Annotated in this window: 13 protein-coding genes; 9 read left to right on the top strand and 4 right to left on the bottom strand. The window is 66.4% G+C overall.

The genetic code is table 11. The features are described 5' to 3' along the window. The first annotated feature begins 37 nt into the window (after positions 1–37). The 3 genes from HB724_RS00445 to HB724_RS00435 all read left to right on the top strand — a co-directional run bounded on the left by HB724_RS00445 (position 38) and on the right by HB724_RS00435 (position 3,208). Positions 38–1,138: a pyridoxal phosphate-dependent aminotransferase gene (locus tag HB724_RS00445; RefSeq protein WP_213978927.1), complete on the top strand. Its 1,101-nt coding sequence runs from the start codon at positions 38–40 to the stop codon at positions 1,136–1,138. Positions 1,139–1,151: 13 nt separating this feature from the next. Further along, on the top strand, positions 1,152–2,120 hold the full coding sequence (locus tag HB724_RS00440; RefSeq protein ID WP_213978926.1) for a threonine/serine dehydratase: 969 nt from the start codon (positions 1,152–1,154) through the stop codon (positions 2,118–2,120). Between the two features lie 62 nt (positions 2,121–2,182). Beyond that, positions 2,183–3,208, top strand: a complete 1,026-nt coding sequence (locus tag HB724_RS00435) for an alpha/beta hydrolase (RefSeq protein ID WP_213978925.1) — start codon at positions 2,183–2,185, stop codon at positions 3,206–3,208. On the opposite strand, the gene acnA is transcribed toward HB724_RS00435, so the two are convergent. Both acnA and HB724_RS00425 read right to left on the bottom strand, forming a co-directional pair. Beyond that, positions 3,192–5,777, bottom strand: a complete 2,586-nt coding sequence (gene acnA, locus HB724_RS00430; protein WP_213978924.1) for an aconitate hydratase AcnA — start codon at positions 5,775–5,777, stop codon at positions 3,192–3,194. The genes HB724_RS00435 and acnA overlap by 17 nt on opposite strands. Then, a complete protein-coding gene (locus tag HB724_RS00425) occupies positions 5,774–7,093 on the bottom strand; it encodes an MFS transporter (protein ID WP_213978923.1) in 1,320 nt (439 codons plus the stop codon). The genes acnA and HB724_RS00425 overlap by 4 nt, the downstream gene beginning before the upstream one ends. Positions 7,094–7,153: 60 nt before the next feature. On the opposite strand from HB724_RS00425, the gene HB724_RS00420 reads away from it, so the two are divergent. Next, the gene (locus tag HB724_RS00420; protein ID WP_213978922.1) at positions 7,154–8,320 is read left to right on the top strand and encodes a lactonase family protein; all 1,167 of its coding nucleotides are present in this window, start codon (positions 7,154–7,156) and stop codon (positions 8,318–8,320) included. Between the two features lie 6 nt (positions 8,321–8,326). On the opposite strand, the gene HB724_RS00415 is transcribed toward HB724_RS00420, so the two are convergent. After that, entirely contained in the window at positions 8,327–9,991 is a 1,665-nt protein-coding gene (locus HB724_RS00415; protein WP_213978921.1) for a tannase/feruloyl esterase family alpha/beta hydrolase, read from the bottom strand. Beyond that, positions 9,991–11,424: a M20/M25/M40 family metallo-hydrolase gene (locus tag HB724_RS00410; RefSeq protein WP_213978920.1), complete on the bottom strand. Its 1,434-nt coding sequence runs from the start codon at positions 11,422–11,424 to the stop codon at positions 9,991–9,993. The genes HB724_RS00415 and HB724_RS00410 overlap by 1 nt, the downstream gene beginning before the upstream one ends. Positions 11,425–11,597: 173 nt before the next feature. Here HB724_RS00410 and HB724_RS00405 point away from each other — a divergent pair, with 173 nt between their 5' ends. Genes HB724_RS00405 through HB724_RS00385 form a run of 5 tightly spaced genes read left to right on the top strand, consistent with a single transcriptional unit; the run spans position 11,598 to position 17,679 of the window. Then, entirely contained in the window at positions 11,598–12,746 is a 1,149-nt protein-coding gene (locus HB724_RS00405; protein WP_346344630.1) for a C45 family peptidase, read from the top strand. Continuing rightward, positions 12,739–14,313, top strand: coding sequence for an ABC transporter substrate-binding protein (locus HB724_RS00400; protein ID WP_213978918.1), 1,575 nt, complete (start codon positions 12,739–12,741; stop codon positions 14,311–14,313). The genes HB724_RS00405 and HB724_RS00400 overlap by 8 nt, the downstream gene beginning before the upstream one ends. Next, positions 14,313–15,257 (top strand): ABC transporter permease, encoded by a 945-nt coding sequence (locus HB724_RS00395; RefSeq protein ID WP_213978917.1) that lies wholly within the window; start codon positions 14,313–14,315, stop codon positions 15,255–15,257. The genes HB724_RS00400 and HB724_RS00395 overlap by 1 nt, the downstream gene beginning before the upstream one ends. Beyond that, positions 15,254–16,063, top strand: a complete 810-nt coding sequence (locus HB724_RS00390) for an ABC transporter permease (RefSeq protein ID WP_213978916.1) — start codon at positions 15,254–15,256, stop codon at positions 16,061–16,063. The genes HB724_RS00395 and HB724_RS00390 overlap by 4 nt, the downstream gene beginning before the upstream one ends. After that, positions 16,060–17,679, top strand: coding sequence for a dipeptide ABC transporter ATP-binding protein (locus HB724_RS00385; RefSeq protein ID WP_213978915.1), 1,620 nt, complete (start codon positions 16,060–16,062; stop codon positions 17,677–17,679). The genes HB724_RS00390 and HB724_RS00385 overlap by 4 nt, the downstream gene beginning before the upstream one ends. Positions 17,680–17,751 lie beyond the last annotated feature (72 nt).

The raw sequence follows: 17,751 nt of genomic DNA, 5'->3' as shown, positions 1-17,751 counted from the left end.
GGGACAAGCGGCCTCCAGCAGCAAGGCCTTTCCGAAGATGCGCTATGTCCGCATGCCGATCGAAGTCGAATCTCCGGAGGAGTATGGCTATGGCAATATCCGCTTCAATCTGTCCGAAAGCTCGATAGCGGACCAGTCGCTGGGCAGCCTGGGGCTGCAGGTGCCCGACCTGACCCTGCTCTATGGCGAGCACCGTGGCGGCTCCAGGCTGCGGGAACTGGTGGTGGCCGGGGAGACGGGCGTTTCGGCCGACGACGTGCTGATTACCGGCGGGGCGGCGGGGGCGCTGTTCATCATCGCGACGGCGCTGCTCGATGCGGGGGATCATCTGGTGGTGGTGCGCCCCAATTACGCGACCAACCTGGAGACGCCGCGCGCGATCGGCTGCGGCATCGGCTTTGTCGACCTGGCGTTCGAGGACGGGTTTGCGCTGGATATCGACCGGATCGCCGCCGCGATGACGCCGGCGACGCGGCTGATAAGCGTCACCTGCCCACATAATCCGACCGGCGTGATGATGGCGGAGGCGGAATTGCGGCGGCTCGCCGATTTCGCGGCGGCGCGCGGCTGCCGGCTGCTGGTCGACGAAACCTATCGCGACCTGTCGCTGACCGCGCGGTTGCCGATCGCGGCGTCGATGGGCGATCATGTCATCAGCGTCGCCTCACTCTCCAAGGCGTTCGGCGTGCCCGGAATCCGCGTGGGCTGGATCATCAACCGCGACCCGGTGCTGCAGGAGCTGTTTCTGGCGGCCAAGGAGCAGATCAGCATCTGCGGCAGTGTAATCAACGAATGGGTGGCGGAGGAATTACTCGCGCGTCGCGCAGCCTTCCTGGAGCCGATGCTGGCCGAATGGCGGCGGCGGCTGGACCGCGTGGCCGAGTGGATTGCGGGCGAGGAGAATCTCGAATGGGTGCGGCCCATGGGCGGCGTGGTGTGCTTTCCGCGTATGAAGGCCGATCCGCCTGGCGGCACCGCCGCCTTCTACCGTCGCCTGCTCGAACGGCACGGCACCTATGTCGGGCCGGGGCACTGGTTCGAGATGCCCGATCGCTATTTCCGGCTGGGCTATGCCTGGCCGACCGCCGAGGAACTGGAGGGCGGGCTCGCCGGCATCTCCGCCGCGCTTCGCGGATAGACAGGACACGCACATGACCTCCCTTATCGACCGCATCCACGACGCCCATCGCGGTATCCGCCCGCATGTGAAGGTCACGCCGCTGGAGCATAGCGCCGCGCTTTCCGCCGCGCTCGGTTGCGAGGTGCTGCTCAAGTGCGATCATCTCCAGCCCACGGGCGCGTTCAAGCTGCGCGGGGCGACCAACAAGATCAGGCTGCTGGCCGAGCAGGGCGGGCATCCGGAGGTAGTGACGGCATCGACCGGCAACCATGGCCGCGCGGTCGCCTATGCCGGCCGCAAGTTCGGGATCAAGGTAACGGTCTATGTCGGCAATACGACGCCGGCGGTGAAGGCGGACGCGATCCGTGCCGAGGGGGCGACTCTGGTGACGGTGGACGGCGAGGCGCTGGAGGCCGAGCTGGAGGCGCGCCGCGTCGCGCAGCAGGGCGGTATCCCCTATGTCGCGCCGTACAACGACTTCGATACGATCGCAGGACAAGGCACAATGGGCGTGGAGCTTGCCGAGCAGGCCCAGGGGCTCGACGCCGTGTTCATCTGCGTCGGCGGTGGCGGGCTGGTGGGCGGCGTCGGCACCGCGCTCAAATCGCTTTCCCCCGGCACCCGGGTCGTCGGCGTCTGGCCCCAGGCTTCGACCTGCATGCTCGATTCGCTTCGCGCCGGGGAAATCATCGCCACGCCTGAATATCCCACGTTGTCGGATGGATCGACCGGCGCGGTCGAGCCCGGATCGATGACTTTCCCGATCTGCCAGCAGGTGATCGACAGCATCCTGACAGTGAGCGAACGGGAGATCGCCCGTGCCATGCGCGCCGTGGCCGATGCCGAGCACTGGATGATCGAGGGTGCCGCCGGAGTCGCGATGGCGGGCCTGACGCAGGCGGCGCAGGACTATCGCGGCAAGAAAGTGGCGGTGGTGCTGTGTGGCCGCAATGTGGGGCTGGAAACCTTCCTGGATGCGATGAGGTTCGGGGCCGCCTGAACTGGTTTGTATTATCGAGATGAATGATGCATTGCTTGCGGACCATCGAGGGAGGGACGCAGATGCGCGCGCTGATGATATTGGGGGCGCTCGCGCTGGCCGGGCCTGCACAGGGGCAGGATTCTTCGCTCGATAAGGTTGCGGTTTCCGCCGTATCGGTCCGCGAGGACCGTTTTCCCGAGGTCGCGGCGCGCTATCCCGGCGGGATCGTCGCGCGGCCGCGCGTGGAGTTCGCCAACTATGTCGGCTTCCGACCGCTTCAGCTCGACCTCTATCTGCACGAGGACCGCAGCCGATCGAAGCCGCGTCCGCTGATCCTGTGGGTGCACGGCGGTGGCTGGAGCCGGGGCGATGCGCGCGGATCGGGAGCGTTCGCCGATTTCCCTGCAGTGCTCGCGATGGTGGCCGCGCGGGGATATGTCGTCGCCTCGGTCGATTATCGGTTGAGCGGGGAGGCGCGTTTCCCGGCGCAGATCCAAGATGTGAAGGCGGCGATCCGCTATCTGCGCGACAAGGCCGGCGATTATGGCATCGACCCCGATCGCGTCGTGCTGTGGGGCGGATCGGCCGGCGGGCATCTCGCGGGACTGGCGGCGACCACTTGCGGCGTCGCGGCATTCGATCCGCCGGCATCGACGGGGCGGATGGGGCGCGCGGCGGCGCAGGCAGCGAAGCCGCTCGCCGTTTCGGACTGCGTCCAGGGCGCGGCGCTCTGGTACGGCATCTATGATCTCGCGGCGCTGGGCGAGCAGGCCGGTTCGGCGCTGGGCAATATCGCGCCGCTGCTCGGCTGCGAGCCTGCCGCGTGCGCCGACAAGGCGGAGGCGGCCAGCCCGGTCCGCCATGTCGGTCCGCAGACGCCGCCGATGCTGCTGATCCACGGCACCGCGGATGAGGAGGTGGCATTCCACCAGACCGAGGAAATGGCGACAGCGCTCAAGACAGCCGGGCGGCCCGTAGAGACGCTGCTGATCCCCGAGATGGGGCATGGCCTGATCGGCAAGACTCCGGCAGCCACGCGCGCCGCGAACCTCCAGGCGCTGGAGCGGACGCTCGACTTCTTCGCGAGGGTTACGACGCGGCGTTGAGCGGCGCGAGCCGATCCGCGAGGATCATCGGGATGATTCCGCCTGCGCGCAGAACCGCCGTCTCCAGCATCGTCTCGATCTCGGCATGCGCATCGAACCGTGAGGTACGTCCGTCGGCATGGCGGATCGTCACCGGCACAAGCGTGCGCGGCCCGAGCCGTTCGGATGCCGCGTCGATCTCGATCGTGTCGCCGGGCTTCAGTCCCAGCGTCGCCGGATGCCGCTCTCCGGGCAGGCGCAGCGGCAGGATGCCCATGTTGATGAGGTTAGACCGGTGAATCCGCTCAAAGCTGCTGGCGAGCACGGCGCGCGCGCCGAGCAGGCTGGCGCCCTTCGCCGCCCAATCGCGCGACGAGCCCATGCCGTAACGCTCGCCTGCCAGGATGACGACGGGCTGGCCCGCTTCCGCATAGCGTGCCGCCGCCTGCCATAGCGGCACTGTCTCGCCGCTGGGCGCGTGGATCGTCGAGCCGGGTGCGACGCCTTCGTCCAGCAGGTTGCGGACGCTGCGATTGGTGAAGAGGCCGCGCAGCATCACTTCCCAATTGCCCCGCCGCGAGGAGAAGACGTTCAGGTCGGCCGGATCGGACCCATGCGCCACCAGCCAGCGGGCGGCGTCGCTGTCCACCGGGATCGCGCCGGCCGGCGATATATGGTCGGTCGTGATGTCGTCGCCGAGAACGAGCAGCGGCTGCGCGAGATAATTGCCCAGACGGCTCTCTCCCTCGATCCGCGCGAAAGGCGGGCGGCGGAGATAGGTGGAGCCCGCATCCCAGGGATAGAGCTGAGTCGCCGGAGCATCGAGCGCGGCCCAGTCCGCACTGTCCTCGGCGGCGTCATAGGCCGTCGCATAATCATCCGGGCGGATCGCGGCTGTGGCGGCCGCGTCGATCTCGGCGCCGCTCGGCCAGATATCGGCGAGGTGGATCGGTTTGCCATCGAGCGTGAAGCCCAGCGGATCGCGCGAAACGTCGCGGGTGGCGTCGCCCAGCAGCGCGTAGGCGATGACAAGGGCGGGCGAGGCGAGGAAGGCGTCCTCGACAAGCGGGTGGACACGGCCGGGAAAGTTGCGGTTGCCGGAGAGCACGGCCGTGGGGCGGACCTCGCCGCGCCCTGCAGCCGACGTCATCGCTTCGACCAGCGGTCCCGAATTGCCGATGCACACCGCGCAGCCATAACCGGCGATGCCGAAGCCGAGCGCTTCGAGATCGGCGAGGAGGCCACCGCGCGTCAGCATCCGCTCGGCACTGGGCGAGCCTGGGGCGAGCACCGTCTTGACCCAGGACGGCGGCCGGAGCCCGAATCTGCGCGCCTTGCGGGCCAGCAGCCCGGCCGCAATCAGCTGGCGCGGATCTGAGGTGTTGGTGCAACTCGTGATGGCGGCGATCGCGACGGGATGTGCCGGAATGCCGTGCGCGGTGACGCCTCCGGAAAGCAGCGCGCGCGTATCGGCGGGCGCGATCAGATCCTGTGGACGGCGCGGGCCGGAAAGAGAGAGGCGGACCGTGGCGAGATCGATCTCGACGATCTCGTGATAGACAGGTTCGGCGGCGGGATCGAACCACAGGTCCGTCGCCCGCGCATAGCGCTCCACCATGTCGATCTGCTGTGCGGGGCGGCCAGTCTGGCGCAGATAGGCGAGCGTTGCCTCGTCGATTGCGAAATAGCCGGTCGACGATCCATATTCGGGCGCCATGTTGGCCACGGTGGCGCGGTCGCCGGCGGACAGGGTTGAGACGCCGGGACCGAAATATTCGACGAAGCGGCCGGCAAGCGGAAGCTGGCGCAGCCGGTGCGTGACGTGAAGAGCGAGGTCGGTCGCAGTCACGCCCTCCGCGAGGCAGCCGATGAAACGGACGCCGATCACTTCGGGAACGCGCATCATCACTGGCATGCCGAGCATCACGCTCTCCGCCTCCAGCCCGCCGACGCCCCAGCCGAGCACGCCGATCCCGTTGATCATGGGCGTGTGGCTGTCGGTGCCGATCAGCGTATCGGGCATCGCCCAAAGCTCATCGTCTCTCGCGCCAGACGTGACGACATATGCCAGCCGCTCAAGATTGATCGTGTGCATGATGCCGGTGCCGGGCGGATGGACGGTGAAGCCATCGAGCACCGACGATGCCCATTTCATGAAGCGGTAGCGTTCGGCGTTGCGCGCCATCTCGCGGGCCATGTTGAGGCGTGCGGAGCGAGCCGAGCCGAACACGTCGATTGCCAGGCTGTGATCGGTCGAGACGTCGACCGGCAGCACCGGGTTGATCGTGGCGGGATCGCCTCCGGCTTCCGCGATGGCGCTGCGCGCGGCGGCGAGATCGACCAGCGCGGGCCCGCAGGTCGTGTCGTGCATCATCACGCGGCCGGGCCAGAAGGCGATCTCCGCGTCGCTCCGGCCGGACGCAAGCCAGCCCTCCACCGGCGCCAGCGCATCCGTGTCGTCCGCCGCTTTCCGGAGCAGATTCTCGAGCAGGATGCGATGGACATAGGGGAGGCGGCGGATGCCATAGGCGGCGAGATCGACAATGCGATACTCGCGCCCGTGGCTGCGGATCGTGCGGGTGCGGATCATTGGCCATACTCCGCACGGGGGGCGAGACGGGCGAGCCACACCATCGCAAAGGCGACCAGCGTGAGCGCGGCGAGGAAGAGCAGACCCAGCGCGGGCTTGCCGCTCTCCTTCGCGACGAGGCCCACCGCATAGGGGCCCACGAACCCGCCCAGATTGCCGATCGAATTGATCGCCGCGATCGAAACAGCGGCAGTGCTGCGGGAGAGGAAGATCCCGGGAAGCGTCCAGAAGGGCGCCTTGAAGGCGTAGAAGCCGGTGAGCGCGAGCGAGAGCAGGGCGGCCGAGGCGACGATCCCGCCAACGGGGACGACCGCCGCCAGCCCGATCGCGGCCGCGAGCAGCGGCCATGCGGCATGGCGCTGGCGCTCACCGGTTCGATCGGATCGGCGCGACCACCAGATCATCCCGATCGTCGCGATCACATAGGGTATTGTCGCGACCAGGCCGATCTCGACATTGCTCATCGTCGAAGCGGCGCTCTTGACGATCTGCGGTAGCCAATAGCCGACGCCCAGGCTGCCCGCCTGATAGACGAAATAGACCAGCGACAGGAACAGCACCTTGCGATCGGTGATCGCTCCCCAAGTGCCGAGATGCTTCACGCCGTCGCGTGCGGCGTGCTCGATCGCGATCTCGCCCTCCAGCCAGTCGCGTTCCTCCTGCCGCAGCCAGCGCGCGTTCGCCGGGCGATCGACGAGCAGGCGATAGGTGAGCAGTCCGCCGATCACTGCCGGTACGCCTTCGATCAGGAACATCCAGCGCCAGCCGGTCAGGCCAAAGCCGCTCACATGATCCATGATGAAAGTGCTGATCGGCGTGCCGACGATATAGGAAACCGGGATGGCCGAAGTGAACAGCGCGACCACCGTTGCCTGCTCGCGCGCGCGGAACCAGCTTGTGAGATAGATGATGATCGCGGGGAAATAGCCGGCCTCGGCAATGCCAAGCAGGAATCGGACGAGATAGAGCTGCCAGCTCGTCTGCACGAACGCGGTGAGCATCGAAACCATGCCCATCCCGATCAGGATGCGTGCGATCCAGACGCGCGCGCCATAGCGCGCCATCAGCATGTTGCTGGGCACTTCGAACAGGAAATAGCCGATGAAGAAGATGCCTGCGGCGAACCCGAAGGCATCGGCGGTGAGACCGAGCTCCGCGTTCATCTGGAGCGCCGCGTAACCGATATTGGCCCGATCGATATAGGAGATGATGTAAAGCACGAAACACAGCGGCACGATCCGCCGAAACACCCGACGCATCGTCGCGCGCTCGTCCGCCGCGCTGAGGCGGTCCCCCGTCGTCGATTCCATCTCCATGCAATGTTCTTTGACATTGCATAATACAAAGAGCAAGACTTGTATGGAGAGGAGTGAAGGATGGCGACGCGGCGGGATGCGATGATCGGCGGTGGCGCACTTGGCCTCTCGTCGTTGCTCGGCAAGCGGGCGCTGGCTCAGGGAGGAAAAGCAATGCCGCGGATCGTCTATCTCGGTTGCCGCACCAGCCGGGAACGCAACGCGAAAGGCGATGGGATCGGTGTCTATCGCGCGGACCCCGCCGGCGGCGCCTGGCAGCCGGTCCAGACGGTCGGCGATCTGGTCAATCCTTCCTATCTGATCCTGAACGCCGCGGGGACAATGCTTTACACCGTCCATGGTGACGGCAGCGAAGTGAGCGGGTTCCGCGTGGACCGTGGCAGCGGACGCCTGACCTTTGCGAACCGGGTGACGACGGGCGGGCGCAATCCCGTCCATCTCGCCATCCATCCGCGCCATCCGATATTGGTCGTCGTGAACCATATCGTCGCGGGCGAGGTGCGTTCGGGCCTGTCCAGCATCGCCATCGCCCCCGACGGGACGCTGGGCGCCGAGCCGCTCGACATCGTCGCCTTCGAGGGCAAGGCAGGGCCGCACCGTATCGAGCAGCCCTTTCCCAAACCGCACCAGATCGAGCCGGATCGGACGGGGAGTTTCTTCGCGGTTCCGGACAAGGGATGCGATCGCGTGGACGTCTATATGGTTGGTGCGGACGGCAAGTTCGCGGCGGTCGAGCAGGCGGCGGCGATCGCGCGGGAAGGCGCGGGGCCCCGGCATATCGCCTATCATCCGGGTGCGCGCTTCGCCTATGCGATCAACGAACTCGATTCCACGGTGACGGCATATGCTGCGGACCCGGCGAGCGGCGCGCTGACGCCGTTCCAGATCCTGTCGTCGCTGCCTGACAGCTTCACCGGCAACAGCCGGGGCGCGGAGATCGCGGTATCGGCGGACGGACGCTTCGTCTACGCATCGAACCGCGGCGACGACAGCATCGCGACGTTCGCGGTCGATGCCCGCACCGGGCGGCTGACCGCTCGCGGCTGGACCGCGACCGGCGGCAGGACGCCGCGCTTCTTCACGATCGCGCCTGACGGACATGCGCTGTTCGTGGCGAACGAGGAAAGCCACACCATCGTCCGCCTGCCGATCGGTGCCGACGGCGTGCCACAGGCGGGCGCGATCGTCGCCGAAACCGGCAGCCCCACCTGCATCCAGTTTGCCTGAGCGGCCTTAGCGGCGCTTCGGCACCGGCGGCGAAACGCAGCGATAGCTCGCTGCCGAATTGACCGGACCACCGGCATATTCCGGCTTGGCCGGATAGACGCAGATCGGCCGCTGGAAGGCGATCTGCCGGCGGTCCGCGGGAATGGTGGCATCCTCGGTGGCGTAGCGCGTGGCGATCAGCGACTGGGGCGGGCGAGACTGTTCCACCCAGGCCTGAAGCGCGAGCAGCATGTCATGTCGTGCATCGCGGACCGGCGGGGTCGAATCCCGCGTCGCGGTCGAGAAGTTGGTCGCGCCCGGGCCGCCCGCGCAATGATCCATGCCGGGCACCATGAACAGCCGCAGATATGCTTGGGTTTTTGTATCGTCGCCGCCCATTCGCGACCGGACGTCCTCATAATAGTTGATCGCCTCGATCGGCGACCCGACCGGATCCTGCCAGCCCATGAACAGGATCATCTTGCCGCCGCCGCGCGAAAAGGCGCTCAGATCGGTGCTGGTCGCGTTGAAATCGGCGGCGAGCCGCGCGTGCATCGTGTCGATATCGGCGCCCCAGTCGAACTTCCACCAGTTCCATTCGGGATCGTCGAACACCCAATAGCGGAACATGTCCGCCCGCGACGGCTCGTCGGGGCGCTTGGTTTCCGACCAATAGCCCGTCCAGCCCGGATGCTCGTCGCTCGCGCCGCTCATCACGCCTTCGGTGCCGAGGGGATAGCCGGGATAGATCTGCGCGCCGGTACGGGGATCCTTCGGACCGTCATAGATGCGCTGCGCGGCGGTGATCTGCTCCCCGGTCAGGCAACTGCCCGGCTTGTCCCCGGGCATGCAGGCGAGCGACGGGATCTTGAATCCGCACATGCGCGGATCGCTCACGACGCCGTCGGCAACCCCATCGAGCTTGTCGCATTGCTTCGTGACCGCGCGGTTGATGAGGAGCAGCTCGGAGCTGCCCAGGATCGGGTGTGCGTCGTCGTTCGGGCGATGATTGGCGAGATAGTTCCAGAGGAAGGCGAGCGTCAGGTTGGTGCGGTTGTTGCCCGGCGCGCCCGCGATGATGCCGTCGAAATCCTCCGGATAGCGCTGGGCCTCGCTGAGTCCCTGATAGCCGCCGGTCGAGCAGCCGCTGAAATAGGACCAGTTCGCGGCGCGGCCGTAAAAGGCGCGGACGACCTGCTTCGCGGCGAGGACCGATTCATGCACCGCGCGATGGCCGAAATCGGCGATGCGCTCGGGATGCTTCCAGCCGAAGCGCAGATCGGATCCCTGGTGCCCGGTGTCGGTCGCCACGGCTACGTCTCCATCGTCGAGCCTTGCGATCATCTGCTTGTATGAGATGTTGGAAACATAGGCGCCGTTGCCGATCATGTGCAGCCGGCCGTTCCATCCGCTCGCCGGCAGCCAGACCTCGAAGCCGATCTCTGAGCCCGGCACCGGCCGGCTGATCCCGCGCACCCGGCAGAAGGGCTTGAGGCCGGTATAGGTGCGCGGTCTCCGATCGGCGACGAAATCTTCGACAAAGGTTCCGGAAACGGGCTTCGCGACCAGGATCTCGACATGCGGGATCGCGGCATCCTTGAGCCTGGCGCAATCCTCGGCCGGGCTGCGTGCCAGCGCGGGGACACTCCCGAGAAAGCTTGTGGCGAGAAGGCCCAGGAGAGTCCGCCGCATCACTTGCCCTTTCCAGCAGTGTACCGCCGGATCAGGCGATAGAGGAACGTCCGCGCGTCGAGCAGCGACTTGACCCGCAGCCGTTCGTTCAGGCCGTGGACACCATTCCCATCGGGATCGCGGAACACGCCACTCGCGCCGAAGGTGGGGACGCCCGCCGCGTTGAGGAAGCGCCCGTCCGATGCTCCCGGCGAAACCCCGGGGATCACCGGAACTCCCGGCCAGATCTCGTTCGCCACGGCCTCGATCGGTCCCAATATCTCGGGCGTGAGTTCCGGGGAGGGGCCAGTGATCCCATCGAGCACCGGCGAATTGTCGGCAATGGTGATGGCGGGATCGTCGACCACCCGCGTCAATTGCTCGCGCACCTCGGCCACGCTCTGGCCGGGCAGGATGCGGCAATTGACGTTGACTTCCACGCTCTGGGCCAGAGCGGCTTTGGAGTGCCCGCCATTGATGAGCGTGGCGACACAGGTGGTGCGGATCATCGCGTTCCACACCGGATCGCCTGCGGACAGCCGTGCGATCGCGGCGGGATCGTCGCTGCCCGCGCCGACCGCTTTCATGTCGGTGGCGGTCTGGCCTGTTTCCGATGGGGCGGAACGTGCGAAGAAATTGCGCGTGACGGAGCCGATCCGCGCGGGGAAGCGATATTCGCCGACCCGTACCAGCACCGCGCCCATGCGCGTCAGGATATTGTCGGGGCCGGGCCGCGAGCTGTGCGCGCCGGGACCGGTCGCAGTAAGCTTGAAGTCCTGATAGGCTTTTTGCCCACCCTCCACCATGAAGGTCAGCGGCTTGCCATCCTTGTCCAGATAGCCCGATCCGCCTTCGTTGATCGCGAATGCGGCCTTCACGGTTTCGGGCCTTTTATCGATCAGATAGCGGATGCCGCGCAGGCGGCCGCCCGATTCCTCGCCGCAGGTCAGCGCCAGCTTGATCGTGCGACGGGGGCGAAAGCCCTCCTTCTTCAGCCGGGCGAGGCTGTCGACGAAGATCGCCGCCATCGCCTTGTCGTCTACGGTACCCCGGCCATAGAAATAGCCATTCTCCTCGATAAGCTTGAACGGATCACGCTGCCAGTCGCCTTTCTTCACCGGGACGACATCGATGTGCGCGAGGAGCAGGATCGGTTCGGCTTTGGGATCGGTGCCAGGGATGTGTGCGACGAGGTTGCCGTCGCGCGGCAGATCGGGCGCGATGACCACTTCGGTATCGGTGGAGGAGAAGCCCGCCTCCAGCAGATAGGCGCGCCCCTTTTCGGCGACGCTGGTGCAGCTTCCCGTGGTCGGGCTCGAATCGGTTTCGATCAGATCCCGATAGAGCGTGCGGAAGCGCGATTCGGCATCGGTCTGCGCCAGCGCCACCATAGGGCACGAAGCCGCGAGCAGGATCAGCATGGTTCCGGTGTTTCGCAGCGTTCCAGACGGCATCGGCGACCTCTTTTTTTGACGGCGCAATCATGTATCACTGATTTTGAAAATACAACATGGTCTGTTGCCAGCAGCAGGAGCGGGGCGAAACATTCTATCCGATCGGGTGCATTTTTTGTCTTTTTAAAAGCGACAAAACAGTGTTACGCACTGGCTATAACGAGGGGTGACGAATGGTCGGCGCATGTCGCATGGTGGAGATCTGGGGGACGGCGCGTGAGCGCGGTGAGCGCTACGGCGCTGAAACCGCCCGTGAAATCCGCATCGGCGTTGGGCACTATTTGGAGCAGATGAAGCGCTCGGGCCTGACGGAGACCGGCCTTGCCGAACTGGTCGAGGCGTATCTCCCGATCATCGAATCCTTCGATGCAGGACATGTCGAGGAAATGCGCGCCATCGCTGCGGGGGCGGACGTGCCGATGGCGCATATCGTGCTGCTCAACGCGCGGACCGAATTGCTCAAGATGGCCGGAAACCCGGTGCTGCGCGAGGGGTTGCTCGCCGAGCGTGGCGCGGACGGATGCACCACCATCATCGTCCAGCCCGAGCGCGCCGCTGAAGGAGCCCTCATCCATGCGCACAATTGGGACTGGAAGGCGACCTGCGCCGAAACCTGCGTCGTGCTGCGCATCCGTGGCGAGGACGGGCCGGACATCCTGACTTTCACGGAGGCCGGCGGGCTGGCGCGGTTCGGATTCAATTCGGCTGGCATCGCGATCACCGGCAACTATCTGGAATGCGAGCGCGATTATCGCCGGATCGGCGTGCCGCTCGCCCTGCTGCGCCGTAAGGCGCTGCAGCAGTCGAATTATTCGGAAGCGTTCAAGGCGGTCTATGCGACGCCCAAATCGGCGTCGAACAATCTGGCGTTGAGCCACGCCGCGTCGGGCATCGTCCATGATCTCGAATGTGCGCCCGACGAAACCTTCGTGGTAGAACCGGCCAATGGCCTGCTCGTCCACGCCAATCACTGGCTCAACGGAATCGCGCTCACCAAGCTGCGTGAAACTGGCGTGCCCGATTCCCCCTGCACCTTTTGGCGTCAGCAGCGGGCGGAGCGACTGCTTGCCCCACAGGATCGGATCGGGATCGAGGATATCCGCCGTGTGCTGCTCGATCAGATGGGGTCGCCGCTCGCGATCTGCGTACCCCCTCGGCCCTCGGCCGTGACGGGGATGTCGGCCACCGTCGCATCGCTCATCATGCGGCCCGAATGGGGTGAGATGGAATTGGCGATGATGCCGGCGCTGGGCGGAGACTATGTGCGCTACACGCTTGCCGCGCAGCCGGCGAGCCTACGACCACAAATCGCCGATGCCTGAACTTTCCGGTCTACGCCTGCTTCCGATCATGGCCCTGGCGCTCGCCGGTTGCTCGCCCGCCGTGCCGGCTGGCGGGCAGGGTACGATCCTGCGTGCACGGTTGAATGCCGACATCATCTCGTCCGATCCCGGCACGAAGCGCGACCTGAACACCGATTCGGTCCTGCTCCATGTCGTCGAGGGGCTGGTCGCCTCGCGCGAGGATGGTTCGATCGGGCCGATGCTGGCGAGCAGCTGGACGATATCCCCCGATCGCAGAACCTATGATTTCCAGCTTCGCAAGGGCGTGCGCTTCCACAACGGCGCCCTTCTCACCGCGGACGATGTCGCCTGGTCGTTGAAGCGCTATCTGGCGCCCGCCACGCATTGGCGGTGCCGCGCCGATCTGGGGCCCAAGGGGATCGCGCAGATCGTCTCGATCACCGCGCCGGCGCCGCTGACGGTGCGTCTGGTGCTCGATCGGCCCGCGCCGCTGTTGCTCAAGACGCTGGCGCGTGCCGATTGCGGCGGCACCGGCATCGTCCATCGCGATTCGGTGGGCAAGGACGGCAAGTGGCTCCGCCCGATCGGCACCGGCCCGTTCCAATGGGGTGAATGGCGGCACAACCAGTTCGTCGAACTCGAGCGGTTCGCCGGCTACCAGTCGCTTCCGGGCGCCACCGACGGCAATGGCGGCGGCAAGCGGGCGCTTGTCGATCGCGTGCGCTTCGTCGCCATCCCAGACGGCTCCGCGGCCAGCGCCGCCCTGCTGCGCGGCAGCCTCGACGTGCTCGACGGACTCTCGCCCAACGAACTTGGTGCGGTGAAGGGGGCCGGCGACGTGCGTTTGGTCGATGCGCCGAGCATGGATTTCTTCGGCATCCTTTTCCAGACCCAGGATCCTGTGCTTGCCGATCCGCGCCTGCGCCGCGCGATCGCGCTCAGTATCGACGTGGCGAGCCTGACGCGGGCGGCGACGCACGGCACCGGCGCGCCGGACAGCTCGCCGATACCCGTCGCCAGTCCCTATTTCACCGGCGTCGAGCGGCCGCTCATCAAACGTGACCTCGCCGCCGCGCGCGCGCTGGCGAAGGCGGCGGGCTATGACGGGCGGCCGATCACCCTGATCACCAGCCACGCGCCGCCCGAAATCTATGACGCCGCGATTGTCGTGCAGGCGATGGCGCGGGAGGCGGGAATCAATTTCGAGATCGTCACGCTCGACTGGGCGACGCAACTCGCCCGCTATTCGAGCGGCACCTATCAGGCGATGCTGTTCGGCTATTCGGCGCGGCTCGATCCGTCGCTGCTCTTCAACGCGTTCGTCGGCGACAAGCGCGTCGATCCGCGCAAGGTGTGGGACACGCCGGCCGCGCTGTCGCTGCTGCGCCAGTCGCTCGAAACCGAGGAGCCGCGTGCGCGCCAGGCGGTGTTCGACGCGATGGACCGCCAGTTCCGGGCCGAAGCCCCGGCGGTGATCCTTTACAACACCCGGCGCGTGACGGCGCTCGGCCGTGGCGTGACGGGATATCGGCCTTGGCCCGCCCAGTCGCAGCGGCTGTGGAATGTCGGGATAGGGGGCCGCTGATGCTGCGCTATATCTTCAAGCGGTTGTTGCTCGCGTTGCCGACGCTGTTCCTCGTCTCGCTGGCGGTGTTCTTCCTCGTGCACCTGATCCCGGGCGATCCGGCCCAGGTGATGCTCGGCGAGGGCGCGGACCCGGCCGCGATCGCCGCGCTGCGGATCGAGCTGGGGCTCGACCGGCCGCTTCCGGTGCAGTTCCTCGCCTGGATGGGGCAGGTCTTCCAAGGGGATCTCGGCACTTCGATCGTGACGGGCGAGCCAGTAACCACCCTGATCCTCACGCGCTTCGCGTTGACCGCGACGGTGGTCCTCGTCGCGGTCGCGCTGGCGACCTGCATCGCGATAGCGTTCGGCTTGCTCGCGGCATGGCGGCGTGACCGGCGGCTCGATTGGATAGTAAACTGGTCGGCGAGCCTGGTGCTCGCGGTGCCGAGCTTCTGGCTGGGACTGATCCTGCTTCTCGTCTTCGGCGTGACGCTGCGCTGGTTGCCGGTAGTCGGTTATGTCCCGGTATCCGAAGGGGGCCTCGCGGCATTGCTGTTCCTCGTCCTTCCGATCTTGACGCTGACCATCTCCGAAAGCGGCGTGCTGACCCGGATGATGCGATCGAGTGCGATCGACGTGCTCGGCCTCGATTATGTGACGCATGCCCGCGCCAAGGGTCTGCGCGAAGGCGTCGTCCTGCGCCGCCACGTATTCCCCAATGCGTTCGCGCCCACGCTCACGCTGGTGGGCCTCACGCTCGGCCATCTGCTGGGTGGGGTCGCGGTGATCGAGACGGTGTTCACGCTGCCGGGATTGGGACGGTTGATGGTCAATGCCGTGCTGTCGCGCGACTATCCCGTGGTGCAGGGCTGCCTGTTGTTCACGGCGTTCGTCTATGTGCTTATCAACCTGATCGTCGATCTGCTCTACCCCCTGTTCGATCCTCGGGTTGCCGCCGCATGAAGCCCCCAGTCCACGCTCTTATCGGCTACACGCTTGTGGGCCTGCTGGTTGCGACCATATTGATCGGGCTGGTCTGGCTACCTTATGATCCGCTCGCGATCGACCTCGATCATGCGCTTGAGGCGCCGTCCTTCGCGCATTGGCTGGGCACCGACGAGTTCGGTCGCGACGTTGCTGCGCGGGCGATGCTCGGTGCGCGGATCAGCGCGATGATCGCTGTCCAGACCGTCGCGATCGCCATTGTCATCGGATCGGCGCTCGGCGTGCTCGCGGGCTTCTTTCGCGGCTGGACCGATCGGCTGCTGATGACGGTCAACGACGCGCTGCTCGCCTTTCCCGGCATATTGCTGGCGCTCGCGATGATCGCGGTGCTGGGATCGAGCCGCCACAGCATCGTGATCGCGCTGGCGATCGCCTATCTGCCGGCGACGGTGCGGGTGGTGCGATCGGCGGTGCTCTCGATCCGGGAGCGCGAATATGTCGAGGCGTCGAAGGTCGCGGGGGACGGCGCGCTCTACACGATGTGGCGTCACGTGCTTCCCAATGCTCTGCCGCCGATCATCGTGCTGGCTACCAGCCTGTTCGGCTGGGTGGTGCTTTCGGAAAGTGCCCTGAGCTTCCTCGGCGTCGGCGTGCCGCCGCCCGCCCCGACATGGGGCAACATGCTCTCTTCGGCGCGGCCCTATATCTACACCGCTTCCTGGCTCAGTATCGCGCCGGGGCTGTGCATCGTAGCGACATTGCTGGGCATCAATATGCTGGGCGACGCACTCCGCGACCGCATCGATCCGCGAGGCCGGCGATGAGCGGGGTGCCCTTGCTGGAAATCGAGAATCTGCGGATCGAGGCCGATCAGCCGGGACGGCCGCCGCTACTCGCCGGGTTGAGCTTCACCCTCGCCGCGGGAGAGCGGATGGCGATCGTCGGCGAATCCGGCAGCGGCAAGACGATGGCGACGCGGGCGATCCCCGGACTGCTTGCCATGGGCGTGCATCGCGCGGCCGGTGCGATCCGGTTCGACGGCTGCGATCTCGCCGGGCTGGATGAGGCGGGGCTTCGTGCGGTGCGCGGGGCGGGGATCGGGCTGGTGTTCCAGGAGCCGATGACCTCACTCAATCCGGCACTGACAATCGGGCGTCAGCTCGCCGAAGGGCTTCGGCTACATTGCGATCTGAGCGACGTGGAGATCCGGGCGCGCAGCATCGCGATGCTGGAGCGCGTGCATATCCGCGATCCCGAAGGCTGCCTGAACCGGCATCCGCATGAGTTTTCGGGTGGCATGCGTCAGCGGATCATGCTCGCCTCGGTACTGTTGCTGAAACCGCGCCTGCTGATCGCGGACGAGCCGACGACCGCGCTCGACACGTTGAGCCAGCGCGAGGTGCTGGACCTGATGGTCGAGCTTACCGCCGAAACCGGCACCGCTTTGCTCTTGATTACCCATGACCTGGGCCTGGTCGCCAAATATACCGAGCGCGTGCTGGTGCTGGAAAAGGGCGTGCTTGTCGAGCAGGGCGTGACGCGTGAGGTGCTGTCCGCGCCCAAGCATCCCTATACCGCCAAGCTGGTCGGATCGCTGCCGCGCCGCGACGAAAGCCGCGTGCCTGTGGCGGCGGACGCTCCGGTGCTGCTTGCGATCGAGGACGCATGTGTCGAATTCGTCGGCAAGCCCGGCATATTGCGGGCGGGCAAGCCCGTTCGCGTCCTGGACGGCGTCGATCTGCATGTGCGTGAGGGCGAGATCGTGGCGTTGGTCGGCGCGAGCGGATCGGGCAAGACCACGCTGGGCCGCGCGGCACTGGGTCTGAAGCCGCTGGCAAGTGGTGCCATCCGCTTCGAGGGAATCGCGCTGCACGAGATGCGTGGTGCCGAGCGTACGGCGTTTCGCCGCGCCGCGCAGCTGGTGTTCCAGGATCCTTTTTCCTCGCTGGATCCGCGGTTGCGTATCGGCGAGATCGTCGGCGCGTCGCTCCGTCATGTACCGGGGCTCGACCGGGCCGGTCGGCGCGAGCGCGTGCTCGCGACCTTGGCCGATGTCGGCCTTGAGGGTTTCGAGGACCGTCTGCCGCACCAGATGTCCGGCGGCCAGCGTCAGCGCATCGCGATCGCCCGCGCGATCGCCTCGCAGCCGCGGCTGGTGGTTGCCGACGAGCCCGTTTCCGCCCTGGACCTGACGATCCAGCTGCAGGTGCTCACTCTGTTCCAGAAGCTCCAGGCGGAGCGCGGCTTTGCGTGCCTGTTCATCACGCATGACCTGGCGGTGGTCGAGCAGATCGCTGATCGTGTGGTAGTGCTGGAAGCCGGCAGGATAGTCGAGGAAGGGCCGACCGGAACGGTGTTCGAGGCCCCAGCGCATGATTATACGCGCCGTCTTCTCGCTGCGACTCCGGGGCTGGCGTTGGCGGAGATTGCGTCTAGCTGAGGTTCGCTGCTCTTCCCTTGCCGTCGCACTGGCCGCGACACTTTGCATTTTCCGGCGCGAAAGTATATTCTT

The organism is Sphingomonas sp. dw_22 (assembly GCF_018449795.1).
GTDB lineage: Bacteria > Pseudomonadota > Alphaproteobacteria > Sphingomonadales > Sphingomonadaceae > Sphingomonas.
Note: the sequence above shows the minus strand (reverse complement) of the source record. Positions and strands in the feature narration are given on the sequence as shown.